15 protein-coding genes and 1 tRNA gene are annotated in these 15,103 nt (G+C 66.6%); 14 read left to right on the plus strand and 2 right to left on the minus strand.

The features are described 5' to 3' along the window. The first annotated feature begins 437 nt into the window (after positions 1 to 437). Positions 438 to 2,693 (plus strand): nSTAND3 domain-containing NTPase, encoded by a 2,256-nt coding sequence (locus tag AOK08_RS43675; protein WP_079054280.1) that lies wholly within the window; start codon positions 438 to 440, stop codon positions 2,691 to 2,693. A 467-nt stretch (positions 2,694 to 3,160) separates the two neighbouring features. Continuing rightward, positions 3,161 to 4,981: an IS481 family transposase gene (locus tag AOK08_RS26510; RefSeq protein WP_055530608.1), complete on the plus strand. Its 1,821-nt coding sequence runs from the start codon at positions 3,161 to 3,163 to the stop codon at positions 4,979 to 4,981. Between the two features lie 8 nt (positions 4,982 to 4,989). On the opposite strand, the gene AOK08_RS26515 is transcribed toward AOK08_RS26510, so the two are convergent. Further along, positions 4,990 to 5,481 (minus strand): NUDIX hydrolase, encoded by a 492-nt coding sequence (locus AOK08_RS26515; protein ID WP_079054281.1) that lies wholly within the window; start codon positions 5,479 to 5,481, stop codon positions 4,990 to 4,992. Between the two features lie 30 nt (positions 5,482 to 5,511). Here AOK08_RS26515 and AOK08_RS26520 point away from each other — a divergent pair, with 30 nt between their 5' ends. The 11 genes from AOK08_RS26520 (at position 5,512) to AOK08_RS26565 (ending at position 12,908) form a co-directional block, all read left to right on the plus strand. Next, entirely contained in the window at positions 5,512 to 6,291 is a 780-nt protein-coding gene (locus AOK08_RS26520) for a GntR family transcriptional regulator (RefSeq protein WP_055530612.1), read from the plus strand. 139 nt (positions 6,292 to 6,430) lie between these two features. After that, entirely contained in the window at positions 6,431 to 6,793 is a 363-nt protein-coding gene (locus tag AOK08_RS26525) for an SCO3933 family regulatory protein (protein ID WP_055530614.1), read from the plus strand. A gap of 2 nt (positions 6,794 to 6,795) precedes the next feature. Further along, on the plus strand, positions 6,796 to 8,151 hold the full coding sequence (locus AOK08_RS26530; protein ID WP_055530654.1) for an FtsK/SpoIIIE domain-containing protein: 1,356 nt from the start codon (positions 6,796 to 6,798) through the stop codon (positions 8,149 to 8,151). 85 nt (positions 8,152 to 8,236) lie between these two features. Beyond that, on the plus strand, positions 8,237 to 8,443 hold the full coding sequence (locus AOK08_RS26535; RefSeq protein ID WP_055530615.1) for a hypothetical protein: 207 nt from the start codon (positions 8,237 to 8,239) through the stop codon (positions 8,441 to 8,443). Further along, positions 8,443 to 9,108, plus strand: coding sequence for a DUF2637 domain-containing protein (locus AOK08_RS26540; protein ID WP_055530617.1), 666 nt, complete (start codon positions 8,443 to 8,445; stop codon positions 9,106 to 9,108). Before AOK08_RS26535 ends, AOK08_RS26540 begins: the two co-directional genes overlap by 1 nt. Before the next feature lie 19 nt (positions 9,109 to 9,127). Further along, positions 9,128 to 9,319 (plus strand): mobile element transfer protein, encoded by a 192-nt coding sequence (locus AOK08_RS26545; RefSeq protein WP_055530619.1) that lies wholly within the window; start codon positions 9,128 to 9,130, stop codon positions 9,317 to 9,319. Positions 9,320 to 9,328: 9 nt separating this feature from the next. Next, a complete protein-coding gene (locus tag AOK08_RS44950) occupies positions 9,329 to 9,484 on the plus strand; it encodes a hypothetical protein (RefSeq protein WP_107101053.1) in 156 nt (51 codons plus the stop codon). A gap of 20 nt (positions 9,485 to 9,504) precedes the next feature. After that, positions 9,505 to 9,822, plus strand: coding sequence for a hypothetical protein (locus AOK08_RS26550; protein ID WP_055530621.1), 318 nt, complete (start codon positions 9,505 to 9,507; stop codon positions 9,820 to 9,822). Positions 9,823 to 9,910: 88 nt separating this feature from the next. Continuing rightward, positions 9,911 to 11,320 carry a replication initiator protein RepSA gene (gene repSA, locus AOK08_RS26555; RefSeq protein ID WP_055530623.1) on the plus strand — a complete coding sequence of 470 codons (1,410 nt, stop codon included), beginning with the start codon at positions 9,911 to 9,913 and terminating at the stop codon, positions 11,318 to 11,320. Continuing rightward, positions 11,317 to 11,514, plus strand: a complete 198-nt coding sequence (locus AOK08_RS26560) for a helix-turn-helix transcriptional regulator (RefSeq protein WP_055530625.1) — start codon at positions 11,317 to 11,319, stop codon at positions 11,512 to 11,514. The genes repSA and AOK08_RS26560 overlap by 4 nt, the downstream gene beginning before the upstream one ends. Then, positions 11,514 to 12,908: a tyrosine-type recombinase/integrase gene (locus AOK08_RS26565; protein WP_055530627.1), complete on the plus strand. Its 1,395-nt coding sequence runs from the start codon at positions 11,514 to 11,516 to the stop codon at positions 12,906 to 12,908. The genes AOK08_RS26560 and AOK08_RS26565 overlap by 1 nt, the downstream gene beginning before the upstream one ends. 178 nt (positions 12,909 to 13,086) lie before the next feature. Here the strand turns inward: AOK08_RS26565 and AOK08_RS26570 are convergent. Further along, positions 13,087 to 13,159, minus strand: a tRNA-Arg gene (locus tag AOK08_RS26570). A 323-nt stretch (positions 13,160 to 13,482) separates the two neighbouring features. Here AOK08_RS26570 and AOK08_RS26575 point away from each other — a divergent pair. Further along, positions 13,483 to 15,102 carry a dynamin family protein gene (locus tag AOK08_RS26575; RefSeq protein WP_055530628.1) on the plus strand — a complete coding sequence of 540 codons (1,620 nt, stop codon included), beginning with the start codon at positions 13,483 to 13,485 and terminating at the stop codon, positions 15,100 to 15,102. Position 15,103 lies beyond the last annotated feature (1 nt).

Below are 15,103 nucleotides of genomic sequence, written 5' to 3' on the forward strand. Positions count from 1 at the left end.
GGTGCCGGGGTGTCTGAGCCTCAGCCAACGACCGTCAGCCACGATGGAGGGTCAGCAGACCGTGCAGGCGCGCGTGTGCCTCGCTGTACCCCCGTCGGCCTGAGCCACGCTGTCGGCCGTCGACCAGAGCAAGTCCCGACGACGGAAGCGCATGGGTGGCACCTTGCGCGATGACCTCTTCGGCACGAAGCAACTTGGGCGGGGGCTCTTCCGAGGGTTGTGTGCGTCTGAGCTGCGTTGATGGTCCGGCAGCCTTGCCTTCGACGCGCATTCGACTGCGGTGGTAGGGAGGACGCGCTTCACTAGTTACGTGGAACCTGTTCAGGGCCGATCGCGTGGAGCCCAGCGACGCATGCTGCTGGCGCCGCCGCGTGTATCTCTGCCTGAGCTGGCCTGGAACAAGTCCATGATGCGAGAGACGCCGTAGGGGGACCTGAGTGGAGACCTTCGATCTAACCAGACTGACAGATTTCGATTTCGAGGCTGTCTGTAAGGACATATTCGAGGCGGAGTATGGCGTAAGGCTAGAAATATTCTCACCCGGTGCAGATTCTGGAGTCGATCTCCGTTACCTCCAGGGGGGAGGTTCTCAGCTTGTAATCCAATGCAAGCACTGGGTTCGCTCGCCACGCTCAAAACTGATCGAGCGAATCAGGGTTTCCGAACTCCCGAAAGTGCAGAAACTCCAGCCGGATAGATACATTCTTGCCACCTCCGTGGAGTTGACGAAGGGCGCGAAAGATAAGATCTATAATATCTTGTCGCCGTACGTGAAGACACCGAGTGACATCTATGGGATCACTGAAATAAATGCACTTCTTCGTAAGCATGAGAGTGTTGTCAGACGCCATGTGCGCTTGTGGTTGACCAGTGCTTCCGTCTTGTCTGCGCTACTTTCTAAAAGCGTTTTGACGCGCTCTCAGCAACTCGCAGAAGAGTTGGACTCTACACTTCGCACATATGCGCCTAACGAGAGCTACAGCAGAGCTGTGGAACTTTTGGAGACACGACACACGTGTGTGATAGCAGGGATCCCGGGGATCGGTAAGACAACTTTGGCTCAAGTGCTCTGTGCTGGATACGTGAGCGAAGGGTATGAGCTCGTCGAGATATCTGCCGATCTTGATGAAGCAAATTCTCTCTGGGATGAGAAAGTTGCGCAGATCTACTACTACGACGATTTTCTAGGACAGACAACTCTAGAAGAGAAGCTCGGAAAGAATGAGGACAGTCGACTTCTCGCCTTTATGGGTAGAGTTGAAAAGTCTAATAATAAGCGGTTTATCCTCACGACGCGTGAATATATCCTTGCCCAAGCGCGGCAGCGATATGAAAAGCTTCATAGGCACCGCTTCGAGCTGCATACCTGTGTAGTTGATATGGCGGATTACACGTACCGCGCCAGAGGGGCCATTCTCTACAATCACGTATATGCCTCCGGTCTTGGCGATGAATTGAAGTCCAGTTTCGCGGATCCTGCGGTGTATGTGCCAATCATTCGGCATCCTAACTTCAACCCTCGTGTGGTGGCAGCGACTATTGCTGAAGCGGACAACTTCCCGTCCGTTGGTGAAGATATCGGGGGGCGTGTCCTAGAGAATCTTCGAGACCCCCGAAGTGTTTGGTCTCATATAGTAAGTCATCAGCTCAAAGACTCTGACATTCAACTTCTTGCGCTTACGTATACGTTTTTGAATGGCGTATATCTGGGCGACTTGCAGGATCTCTGGGCTTCTCTGAAGCGAAGTTCACGAGATCTGCGAACCTCTATCGCCACTCTTGACGGGACGATGCTAAGAACCTATCGGAAATCCGATAAAATCTTCCTATCTTTCCATAATCCGTCCGTTCGCGACTTCATGCGAGAGTATCTCCTTGAGGATCGGTCGAATTTCCTGCAGCTCATCAATGGTTGCTCTCACTTTGAGCAGATCGAAGCCCTCTTGGTGATGGCGAACGAGCGAAAAGAGGCCCTTCACTTCTTTAGGCAGAATCTCGATATAGTTGAACCCGTAGCGCTGAGTGCATATGAGTCCCAGGGTCTCCGTAATGACGGTGTAAACACGAGCATCGACCCCGCAGAACGTGCCAGGGTGTACCTTCATCTCGGTAGGATACTCGCCTCTGAGGTAATTCTGGAGTGCGCCCGAAAGGCGATTATTGGAGATGAAGCCATTCTGGATGCATCGGATCCGGATGACGTTCTCGCGATTATTCAATTTTTGAACGAGTCAGATCGGCAATCATTGCGTGACGCTCTGCCAGATGCTGTCGATATGGCGACCGAATGGATTATGGGGGATTTGTCGTCATGGGATCTGATGGAGTCCGCTAAGAGCTTCCTGGAGAGCATATCTGGCATTGTTCCAGAAATTGCGATTCCCGACGTTGAAGATGATATGCAGTGGTACGCAAAATATGCTATCGAGGCATGGGCGGAAGCGGGGCCTGACTCGATGCTTGATCATTCGATGATGGAAAGGGTTCTGGCTTTCGCGGGTGATTATGAGGACCCAGGCCGAACTTTCCCCGGCTATAGCGAAGCCGTAGATAGGATGCCGGACCTGGACGACGATTCATACGATTACGGTAGGCGTGAGCTATCGGGTTCTGATTCCGGAACGAGCCTTGTGCAGGAGATGAGAGATGTTGCGGACATGATGGGTTCGCTTCGGACTGATGATTCAGGTTGACGCGTAGCGGCTTTGGGGTGGCGCTGCTTTGGCGCGAGTGATCATGGCCCCGTAAGCGTCCAGCGCGTCGGGCAGTCTGTGGACCTGCCCGGTAAAGCACGACGTTGGGGCCATGATCTTCGAGGCTCGCGCCAAAGTGGCTCAGTAAAGCCGTGGAGCCGACCGCCCCAGCCACGACGTACCCCTTCTCTGGCATCAGGTGGCTGATTGCTTTGAGCGCGGCACGGGCGTCGGCCGGGCTGGAGCGGGGCGGAGACAGGAGCGCAGGCCCGGCCGGGGGTCGGGCCGCGCGCGGGGAGCGGAGCGAGCCGCACTTGATGAAGGAGAGAAAGTCTTATCCCGCTGGGATGAGGTGCTGTTGTCCGGTCCCGGTAGATGCTTGACAGTTCGATCCCAGCTGATGGTTGACGGTGGCCGTGATCGGCTTTGCTGTGCGCGTTGTTGCGGCGTGTGGCGGGAGGCCGGGATTGGCTCTGGTGGAGTTGTCGGTTGTCGAGCAGAGATACCGGGCTGTGCTTGCGGTGCTGGCGGGTGCGACGGTGACGGAGGTCGCCGCGTCGCTTGGTGTGTCGCGGCAGACGGTGAGCGGGTGGAAGTCCCGGTATGCCGCCGCTGGTCTGGCGGGGCTGGCGGACCGTTCGCGTAGGCCGGCGTCGTGTCCGCATCAGGTGTCTGCCGAGGTGGAGGCGGCCGTGTGCGAGCTGCGGCGTAAGCATCCTCGGTGGGGTCCGCGGCGGATCGCTCATGTGCTGGAGCGGTCCGGGGCGGTGAGCCCGGTGCCGTCGCGGATGACCGTGTATCGGATCCTGGTGCGGCATGGCCTGGTGGAGCCGGGTGTGCGGCGCCGGAAGCGGTCGGATTACAAGCGTTGGCAGCGGGATCGGCCGATGCAGCTGTGGCAGATGGACATCGTCGGCGGGGTGATGCTCGTCGACCCGGTGACTGGGGAGTTGTCCGAGGCCAAGGTCGTGACCGGGGTGGATGACCATTCCCGGTACTGCGTGATCGCGTCGGTGGTCGAGCGGGCGACTGGGAGGGCGGTGTGCTCGGCGTTCGCTGGGGCCTTGCGGACGTTCGGGGTGCCGGAAGAGGTGCTCACGGACAACGGAAAGCAGTTCACCGACCGGTTCGGGCATGGTGGTGAGGTGTTGTTCGACCGGATCTGCCGGGAGAACGGGATCGCGCACCGTCTTACGCAGCCGGCGTCTCCGACCACGACGGGCAAGGTGGAGCGGTTCCATCAGACGCTGCGGCGTGAACTCCTTGACGACTGTGGTGCGTTCGAGAGCATCGGGGCGGCTCAGGCAGCGCTGGATGCGTGGGTCGAGGAGTACAACTCCTCGCGGCCGCATCAGGCGCTGGACATGGACTCGCCTGCCGACCGGTTCACCCCGGTGCCCGAGCGGGAGCGGGGCGTACTGGGGGTGAGGGTGCCCGGAGTGCTCGCGCTGGTCCCGCAGCAGCGGACACCTCCTGCGGAGCCGGATCCGGTCGAAGTGGCGTCCGTGCCGGCCGGCCTGCCTGAGCTGGCCCCGGCGGCGGGGTTGGTGGAGCCCGGTGGGCCGGTGGAGTTCGAGCGAGTGGTGCCTGCGAGTGGGAATCTGCAGGTGGCGGGCAAACAGTTCTGGCTGGGGCCTGCCCGCTCAGGGCTGACGGTGACCTTCTGGGCCGACACCTCGGTGATCCATCTGCTGATTGCCGGAGCACGGATCAAGACCGTGCGCTCGCACCTGTCGGTGGCGGATCTGGCCCGGCTGGCCGTCCGGGGTGGACGCGTGGCGGGAGGGGCCCCGCTTCCGGCCGGCGGCGGGGCCGCGTTCGAGGTGGACCGGGTGGTGAACAACAGCGGCCTGGTGGGCCTGGGCGGGCACCAGGTGCTGGCGGCGGAGATCCTGGGCGGCCGCCAGGTGGGTATCCGCATCGACGACGAAACACTGTCGTTCTTCGACCTGTCCTCGCGGGAACTGCTTCGGGTGCGGCCCAATCCGCTGACCAGCGAGGAAATCCGCAGGCTGCGGGGCCTGCGTCTGGCCGGACCGCCACCGCGTCCGGGCGTCGAGCCCGTGCGGGTACAGCGGCGGGTCAGCACGGTGGGCACGGTCATGGTCTGCCGCCAGGTCGTCTCCCTCGGCCGCATGTACGCAGGGCAGACCGTGACCGTGCACGTCTCGGACTCCACGATCACTGTCGAGCTGGACGGCCAGGTCCGGGTGATCCGCCGCACGACCGACGTCCCGGTCCGTAACGTGAAAGCGAACAAGCCCCACGGGGCTTCCCATGTTGTCTAGGCCCACCGTCAAGCATCACCTGGGACCAGAACGTCAGGCATCAGCTGGGATCCGACAGGGATGAGGTGCTGTCCGTCATGGCTTCGTACATGGGGCCCGTTGCCGTCCAAGGCGTCCAGGAGTCTGATGGCGAAGGCCTCGGACATGCGCTCGCTGACCTCCTCGGGTGTGAGCCACGAGACCGCCGTGGACTCGCTGGAGGTGCGTTCGGTGCCGCCTGAGGGCTTGCAGCGGAAGACCAGGGCGATGATGCCGCGGGTCATGTTCTTGTAGACGCCGGTGAGTTCGTCGACCTCGATGTGGATGCCGGTCTCCTCCAGGACCTCGCGAGTGACGCCGGCCTCGGGTGTCTCGTCGAGTTCGAGGATGCCGCCGGGGAGTTCCCAGGTGCCGTTGTCGGCTCGGCGGATCGCCAGGAGGTGGCCGTCCTCGCGCACCACTACTCCGGCTACGGACACGGAGTGCAGGGGAGGGGCTGTCGCTTCCTGTGGTTGACTCATGTAGAGGAGCTTAGGAGGCAGAGAAGGACTATGGGAACTGCTGCTGGAGGGGGCGCGGCCGGGCCTCGGTATGTGCAGATCGCGGAAGAGATCGTGCAGCAGATCCGGGCGGGGATTCTGAAGCCTGGTGACATGGTGCCGAGTGAAGCGGAGCTGGTGGATCGCTACGGCGTGTCTGGCGGCACGATCCGTAAGGCCATGGTCGAGGTGCGGGCGAGTGGACTCGTCGAGACCCGGCACGGCAAGGGCTCGATCGTAAAGAACCGGCCTCCCGTGCGGCACCGCTCCTCCGATCGCTTCCGGCGCTCGCTTCGGCAAGGAGGGCAGGCGGCCTACCTTGCGGAGTCCGCGCAGTCCGGCGCCACCGCAAAGGTCAGCGTCCTCTACATCGGGCCCATGGAGGCTCCCGAGGATGCCGCCCAACGGCTGGGAGTCCCCGCCGGTACGCAGGTGTTGGCCCGTCGGCGCCTCTACTTCCGCAACGGCATTCCGGTCGAGACCGCCACGTCCTACCTGCCGTGGGACGTCGTGAAGGAGATCCCGGAGCTGTTCGCCGAGAACCCCGGCGGCGGTGGCATCTATGCCCGACTCGAAGACCACGGACATGAGTTCGCCGAGTTCGCCGAGACTCTGCAAGCGCGGCCGGCCTCGAAGGCGGAAGCCACAGAGTTGGCACTCAGCCCGGGTGCGCCCGTGGTTCATCTGATCCGTGAAGCTCGTACGACCGCGGGTCTCGTTGTCGAGGTGTGCGACACGCTCATGGCCGCTGACCAGTTCGTTTTCGAGTACCGCATCCCTGCCGACGACTGACGTCCGCTCAACTCCCCGCAGCCCGTCGCGAGTTCTTCTTCGCGGCGGGTTGACTCATGTACAGGAGTGATGCACTCTTCTTCATGTCACTCATATACATGAGTGACGGAGTTCAGCATCTATAGAGGAGTGATCTGCTGTGCGTCAGATTCCCGTCGACACCTCCGCCGCGATCGTGATGGTCGCCAAGACCCCGCAGCCCAAGGTCAAGGACCGCCGCACGGGCGAGATCGCCATGGACATCGAGTCCGGCGCGAAGCTGATGACCGTCGACGTGATGTTCGCGGCGAACGAAGAGGTGGAGATCCTGTCCATCACCGTCCCGGAGCCCGGGATCAGCGGTGAGCTGGCCATGGGCACGCCGGTCGCGCTCACCGGCCTGATCGCACGGCCCTGGGAGAACGACTTCAACGGCCAGAAGCGGCACGGCATCGCGTTCCGCGCGGTCGCGGTCACCTCGCTCGCCAACGTCAACGCCGCCGCAGGACCGAAGGCGGCCTGATGATGACCGGCTTCACGGTCGCTCTGGTGCTGGTCGTCGCTGCCGTGGGTCTCCTGCGGTGGCGGCGCCCCGCCTGGTACTGGCTGGCCTTCGGGGTCACCCTGGCCACGCTCCGGGTCCTGCTCCGGTACGGCTCCGTCATGGACGCGTGCGGGCTGACCGTACCGCCCGCGAGATGGCGGCTCGCCCTGGCACGGGCCGCCAACCGACCGATACCGGAGTCCCGTCCGCCGCGCATTCTGCGGCTGCTGCCGACTCGTACAGGCCTGGTCCTGCGGCTCAAGTTGCGCCCCGGCCAGGACGCCTTCGACATCGCCGCCGCCTCGGACCGGCTTCGGCACTCGTTCTCGATGTACGGCGTGACCTCGCGTGAGCTGCGGTCCGGCGTCGTAGAGGTGCGGATGACCGGCTACGACGTGCTCAAGCGGGTGCAGATGCCCGCCGTGACCGAGACCCGGCCCATGCGGGTACCGGTCGCCCTGCGACAGGACGGCTCGGTGCACTACCGCGACTACCGGGCGATACCTCATGCCCTCACCCTCGGGGCCACGGAATCCGGCAAGTCCGTCTACCAACGCAACCTGGTCGCCGGACTCGCCCCGATGGACGTCGCTCTCGTCGGCATCGACTGCAAGCAAGGAGTGGAGCTGTTCCCGCTGGCCCGTAGGTTCTCCGCGCTGGCCGACAACCCCGACACCGCCGCCGAGCTGCTCGACGCGCTCGTGGCCCGTATGGCAGACGTCTATCAGATCATCCGTGCCCAGCAACGGATCACCGTCGACGTGCCAGACGCGGAGATCGCCTCCGACATCTGGGACCTGCCCGACGGACTGCGTCCGACCCCGGTCGTCGTCCTGGTCGACGAGGTTGCCGAACTCGCCCTGTACGCCAACAAGGAGGAGGAGAAGCGGCGGGATCGCATCATCACCGACCTCGTCCGCCTCGCCCAGCTCGGCCGCGCCGCCGGCATCTACCTGGAAATCTGCGGACAGCGCTTCGGCTCCGAACTCGGCAAGGGCATCACCATGCTCCGCGCCCAGCTCACTGGCCGTACCGCCCACCGCGTCAACGACGAGACCTCCGCCAACATGGCCTTCGGCGATATCTCCCCGGACGCCGTCCTCGCCGCCATCCAGATCCCGGCCGAGATGCGGGGGATTGCCATCGCGGGTGACTCCTCCGGTGGCTGGCACCGCATCCGTGCCCCTCACACCTCGCTCCGCCAGGCCGTGAACCTCTGCAACAGGCACGCCGACCGGACCCCGGACCTGCCCGAGCTGGCGCCGTTCCGGCCCGCCCTCGCCGGACCCGTCGCCGCTCCCGTGCCGTCGGCCAAGCCTTCTCCGGCCACCGCCTGATCTCTCGCTCGTACCCATCGGCCGGCGTGACCGTCTTCGCGCCAAGTCCCTACCCCCGCCATGCCTGATGAAGGGAGAACTCGGCATGTGCCCGAACTGCGAGGACTTCGCCCGGACCGTGCTCCTCCTCGGCCAACTCGCCCTGTACGCCGACATGGGCGGCGCCGACCTCGACTTCGTGGAAGCAGTCAGCACGTCCCTCGCCGTCTCGTTGCCCGAGCCGCCGCCCGGCATGTTCCCGTCCGGCGACGACTTCGACGGCGGCCCTATCTACCCCGGTGAGGACTCCTGATGGGCGCCCGTCACGGCCTCCGTGTCGACGCGGTGCTGATTCAGGCCGTGATCGCCGGTGCCCTGTCCTTCGCCCACCTCCATGACCTGGCTGCCGCTGCCGGACAGGACGGCTGGAAGGCGTGGGCCTACCCGGTCAGTGTCGACCTGCTCTTGGTCGCGGCCTGGCGGCGCCTGCGCAGTGAGGGCCCGTCCCGGCTGGCCTGGTGCTGGTTCCTCATCGCCCTGTTCGCCTCCCTCGGTGCCAACGTCGCCACCGCCGGGTTCCTCGACCTGGCCGACCCGCCCGCCATGCTCCGTCTCGGCATCGCAGGGTGGCCCGCGCTCGCCTTTCTCGGCGGCACGCTCCTCGCTCACTCGTCGGCTGCTGAGCCGGAGCCTGTTCCGCCAGCACCCGTGCCGGACACGCCGGACACCCGGGACGCCGAGCCGCGGCTACCGGAAGCAGCCGTGCCTGAGCCTGACGCGGTCCCGGTCCCGGCCCTGCCCTCGACTCCCGCCTCGACGCCCGTGCCGCCGGTCCCCGCCGTCCTGGTCGACCACGCCCGCAAGGTGGCCGACGACTACCGGGCTCGTACGGGCTCCCCGATCGACACCGACACCCTGCGCTCCCGCCTTGGCGTCCCGCCCCACCTTGCCGACGCCATCGCCGCTCACCTCGCCTGACCAGGAAGGAGACACCCCGATGCCCGCCCGCGACAACTTCCACTCCGTGATGCGGATCGGCCCCGTGCAGATCGGCACGCACCGCGACCGCAACGGCAGGACTGTGCACGCCGCCGTCTGCACCGCCGACCGCTGCGGCTGGTCCGCCGACTACTCCAGCCAGACCGCCGCTCAGCTCGCCGCCCGCACCCACCGCTGCCGCGTCCGCTAGGAGATCAACGTGCAGGTCCCGCTCTGGTTCGCACTCCTCGCCGTCGGCTACCTCGGCGTGAAGCTCATCCGCCCGCCCTGGTGGCTCATCGCCGTACTGCTCCTCGGCGGATTCCTCCTCGCCGACAGCGTCTTGGCCCCCGTCATCGACACCGCCGTCAAGTAACCGCGAAAGGCCAACCGCCCATGTTCCGGCCCAAGTTCCCGACCATGCCCCAACCCACCGGCCTGACCACCCCGCCCGCCGTCATCCATCCGACCACCATCACCCCGGGCATTCCGGTCCCGCCGCCAGCACCTGTCGTCCCGGCCTCGTCCCGCCCGGTCGTCCAGCTCACCCCCGGCACGGCGCTCGCTCTCGTCGGCGCCGGCACGGCTGTGGTCCTGGTCCTCGGCGCCGTCCTCGTTTCGCTGCTTCTGGCGGTCGCCATCACCGGCGCGTCCGTCGCCGTCTGCGCCGTCGTCCTGCGCTCCCTGCTCGCCTCCGACGCCAAGCGACGCTGACCGGCCCCCGGGCGGCCCTGATACCGCCAAGCATCCGCCGCCCGGGAGCCGTCCCTGTCCGATCTCGCAACCGGAAGGAACCCCCAGCATGGCCCACCGGGCCTCACCCGCGACACAGAAGGCGCCTACGCCCGCCCAACCGCTCGACCCCACCACCCTCGGAGACCTCCTCCGGGTGGCCTCGGCCTCCGACTACAGCCGCTGGGAAGACCAGATCCGCCGCACCGGCGGCTGCTCCGACCCGATCCACCTGACCGGCTGGACCCTCACCAAGGACAAGACCACCGGCGAGACCCTGCACCACTACTCCACAGAGAACGAACCGGGCGGACGCCTCCGCCTCGCCTGTGGCAACCGCCGCGCCTCCCGCTGCCCCTCCTGCGCCTGGACCTACACGGGCGACACCTACCACCTCATCCGCGCCGGCCTCGCTGGAGACGACCGCCGAGACATCCCCGCCACCGTCCGCGACCACCCCCGCGTCTTCGCCACCCTCACCGCCCCATCCTTCGGCCCGGTCCACAACCGGCCCGATCACGGCAACTCCTGCCGTTGCGGCACCCGACACGCGGCTGACGCCCCGGAGTTGGGCACCGCCCTCGACGCGGACACCTACGACTACGCGGGCGCCGTTCTGTTCAACAATCACGCCGGACAGCTCTGGCAGCGCTTCACCACCCGACTCCGCCGCGAACTCGCCGCCCGCGCCGGCCTGGCCCGGCGGGAACTCGCCGACCACCTGCGCGTCTCGTACGGCAAGGTGGCCGAGTTCCAGAAGCGCGGGGCCCTGCACTTCCATGCCGTCGTGCGCCTCGACGGCCCCGAGGGGCCCGGGACACCGCCGCCCGCCTGGGCCACCGTTGACCTGCTCACGGACGCGATACGTGCCGCCGCCGCGCACTCGTACACGTCCGTCTCGGTCCCGGCTGCCGACGACCAACCCGCCCGAACGTTCCGATGGGGCCGACAGCTCGACGTCCGCCCGGTCAAGGCCTTCGGGGACGGCTCCGACATCACCGAACAGGCCGTTGCCTCGTACGTGGCCAAGTACGCCACCAAAGCCGCTGAGAACACCGGCACCCTGGACCGCCGCATCGGCGAACTCTCCGAACTCGACCGCCACCAGGTGCCCGACCACACCCGGCGGCTCATCACCGCGTGCCGCGACCTGGACGGCCTCTATCCGGACCGGCGCCTTTGGGCCTGGGCACACATGCTCGGCTTCCGCGGGCACTTCTCGTCCAAGTCGCGCACCTACTCCACCACCCTCGGCGCTCTCCGCCAGGAACGCGCCGACTACCGCGCCGCACAGGAGGCTTCCGTACTCGGCCTGGACGACCGCGAGGCGGACACCGTCCTCGTCCTGACGGACTGGCAGTACGCCGGGCACGGCCACACCCCGGGCGAAGCCGCCCTGGCCGCGACCATCGCGCGAGACCTCCAGACCAACCGCGAGACAGCCCGCGAAGCCCTGCTCGGCGAAGGGAGCGCGGCATGACCACGGCCCTCCGGGCGCGCAGCATGCTCACCCTCGCCGAGGTCTGCGAGGAGCTGAGTGTCTCGCGCTCGACCTTCTACGACTGGCGGGCGAAGCGGCGTGCGCCCCGTTGCATCAAGCTCCCGAACGGCGACCTCAGGATCCGGCGGAGCGATCTCGACCACTGGCTCGATGACCGTGAGGACGCCGCCTGATGGAGACCACGTACGACGTCAAGGTCTACAAGATCCTCACGTACAAGGGCGCCCGGAAGACCACGTACACGGTGCGTTGGGTGGTCGCGGACAAGCGCTGGCGTGAACCCTTCGGCACCGTTGCGCTTGCTGAGGGCTTCCGCTCCGAACTGATCCGGGCCACGGGGAAGGGTGAGGCCTTCGTCATCGCCACCGGGCTGCCGGTGTCCCACCGCTCCAAGTCGGCTTCCATGAGCTGGTACGCGTTCGCCGTCGAGTACGTGGATGCCCGTTGGCCGGAGCTCGGCGGCAACAGCCGTAAGAACACGGCCAAGACCCTGACAACGGTCACTATCGCACTGTTGCGGGTCCAACCGACTCAGTTCGCCCCGGTGGCCGTGCGGACCGCGCTGCGCGAATGGGCGTTCAACGCGGCCCGTCGTGCGGACGCCCCGCGAGACGTGGTGACCATCCTGAGGTGGGTGGAGCGCAACTCCCTGCCGGTCTCAGCCTGGGAGGAGGAAGAGAGGGTCGATGAGGTGCTGCGAGCCGTCGACACGCGCCTCGACGGCAAGCAGGCGGCGGCCTGGTCGAAGAAGCGCCACCGCCGGATCCTCAACGTCGTCATGAAGCACGCGATCCGGCGGCGCGTCCTGCGGACCAACCCCCTCCCCAAGGGGAAGGAGTCGACGACTGTCACCAAGACCAGCAACGCCGTGGACAAGCGGTCCTTGATGAATGCGGACCAGGCGGCGGCACTCCTCGACTGGATTAGGCGTCGGCCCCGTGGAGGAAAGCGGCTGCACGCGTGCTTCGCCACGCTGTACTACTGCGCTCTGCGACCGGAGGAAGCCATAGCCATGCGCGTGCAGGATGTGACGCTGCCCGGCCCCGACGCCGGGGACCAATGGTGTGAGCTGCTGATCCACACGGCGACCCCGGAGGTCGGCAAGCAGTGGACCGACACCGGAGAGATCCACGAGGAACGGGATCTGAAGGGCCGTGCCGAGGGCGAGACGCGCACCGTTCCGGGGCATCCCGCCCTGACGCGCATCCTGCGGCAGCACATCGAGGACGAACAGCTCAAGCCCGGTGATCTGCTGTTCCAGGGGGAGACGGGCGGCATCCTCGCGGGTTCGGTCATCCGCCGGGCGTGGCGCAGTGCGCGCAAGGCTGTCCTGCCCCCGCACGTCTTCGAGTCGCCCACAGGGCGGCGGGTGTACGACAACCGGCACACGCGCCTCACGAAGTGGCTCAATGACGGGATCCCGCCCGCCCAGGTGGCCGAATGGGCCGGAAACAGCGTGCCGGTGCTGCTGGCCACTTACGCCCGGTGCGTCGAGGGACAGTTGCCTGACCTGAAAAGGCGCCTGGAGGCTGCGGGCGATCTCCCCGAGCTGCCCGACGCCGGCTGAGGTTTCTCGCCGAAAACTTCGACACGTATTCGACACGGCCACCCGCGAAAACCCGGTGACAGCCGGACAGCCCCGGAACCTGCCCCTTGATCGTCGGGGGAGTGTCCGGGGCTGTGGCGTGTGAGTGAAACCCGTTCTGACCAGCAAAAAGGCCCTCCCGAAGGAGAGCGGGGAAAGGCGCCCCCGGCAGGACTCGAACCTGCGGCCAAGCGCTTAGAAGGCGCCTGCTCTATCCACTGAGCTACGGGGGCCGGGTGTGGTGGCCTCGGTCATGGTGGGCCCGGGTGCGAGCCGGTCCCTGACGTTGCCGCAGACAAGGATAGGGCTCCCGGGTCCTTGTCCTGGTTGCTTCGCCTCCGTGGCTCAATGTGGAGGTTCAGTGAAGCGGTCCTGATAATCGCAGGCAGGTACGAATCGTGCACCGCTTTTGCCTTCTCACGCATCGGGTGTTGTGCACTCGTTATGCCTGGACTGTGCCTGCGCCCCAGTCATCCCTTTTGCCCCTTGTGTTCCGTCGGCGCGCAGGCATGCTCATATGCTTCAGAATTCCCCTAAAATTGGGCATTCTTCACATGTGGTGACCTTGGACGTACGGCCTCAGCTGCTCGACGCACTCTCCGCCCTGCGCGACCGTGTCGCCGCCGCACGCTTCCCGCTGCCCCTGCCCGGGGCTCCACGCGCGCGTGCCAACCGCGACGAACTGCTCGCGCAACTCGACGACTACTTGGTGCCCCGACTGAGGGAACCTGAAGCGCCTCTGCTCGCCGTGGTGGGCGGGTCCACCGGGGCCGGCAAGTCGACCCTCGTCAACTCCCTTGTGGGGCGCCGGGTCAGCGAGGCCGGCGTACTGCGGCCCACGACCCGGACCCCGGTACTGGTCTGCCATCCCGAGGACCACCACTGGTTCAGCGGGATGCGCGTACTGCCCGACCTCACCCGCGTGTGGGTGCCCTCGCGGGAGCCGGGACAGGACTCCGGCGACGATCTGCTGCTCCCCGGTGAGGACGGGGCCCGGGTCCTGCGTATCGAGACCGCCGACAGCCTGCCGCGCGGACTCGCCCTCCTCGACGCACCCGACGTCGACTCCCTCGTCGCCGACAACCGTGTCCTCGCCGCCGAACTGATCTGCGCCGCCGACATCTGGATCATGGTGACCACGGCGGCCCGGTACGCCGACGCCGTCCCCTGGCACCTCCTGCGCACCGCCAAGGACTACCAGGCCTCCCTGGTCACCGTTCTCGACCGGGTGCCCCACCAGGTGGTCTCAGAGGTCTCCCGCCAGTACGGCGCCCTCCTCACCAAGGCGGGCCTCGGCGACGTACCGCGCTTCACCGTGCCCGAACTGCCCGAATCCGCCTGGGGCGGTGGGCTGCTTCCGGCCACCGCCGTGGCGCCGCTGCGCGCCTGGCTCGTCCAGCAGGCGCAGGACCCCGCCAGCCGCGGGCACGCCATGGCCCGTACAGCGTACGGCGTGCTCGACTCCCTCAAGTCCCGCATGCCCGAACTGGCCGGTGCCGCCGCCGCGCAGTACTCGGCGGCCCTGCGGCTCACCGCGGCCGTCGACACGGCCTACGACAGCGAGCACGCGCGCGTACGGGGGCGGTTGCATGCCGGCGCCGTACTCGCCGGGGACGCGCTGAAGCGGTGGCGTGCCTTCCCGCTCGACTGCTCGGCGGGCGAACTCCTGGACGCCCTCGTGGAGAGCCTCAGCGCCCTCCTGCTGTGCTCCGTCACCGCCGCCGACGAACGCGTCGACGACTCCTGGCGCCGCGAACCCGCCGGGGACGCCCCGGGACTGACGGGCCGGGACCCGTCCCAGGAGAGCGTCGAGCACCGCATCGGGATGGCCGTACGGCGGTGGCGGCGCGAGCTGGAGGAGTACGCCGAGGAAGAGCTGCGCGACCTCGACCGGAGCGCCGCCACGGACGTCGAGGCGGTCGCCGCGCTCGTCGCCACCGCGCTGCTGGGCGGCAGACGGGCCCGGTCCGCGGGCGAGGGGCTCGCCGAACGCCTCGGCGCCCACGGGGCCCTGCGGCTGCGCGACCGGGGCGGACGGCTGCTCGCCGACCATCTGGACCGGGTCATGCACACCGAACGCGAGCGCCGCCTCGCCCCGCTGGACGCCCTCGACGTCCACCCGGAGCCCCAGGCCGAACTCATCGCCGCGCTGTCCGTACTGCAGAAGGAGAGGTGAC

The organism is Streptomyces graminilatus (genome assembly GCF_001418565.1).
Classification (GTDB): Bacteria; Actinomycetota; Actinomycetes; order Streptomycetales; family Streptomycetaceae; genus Streptomyces; species Streptomyces graminilatus.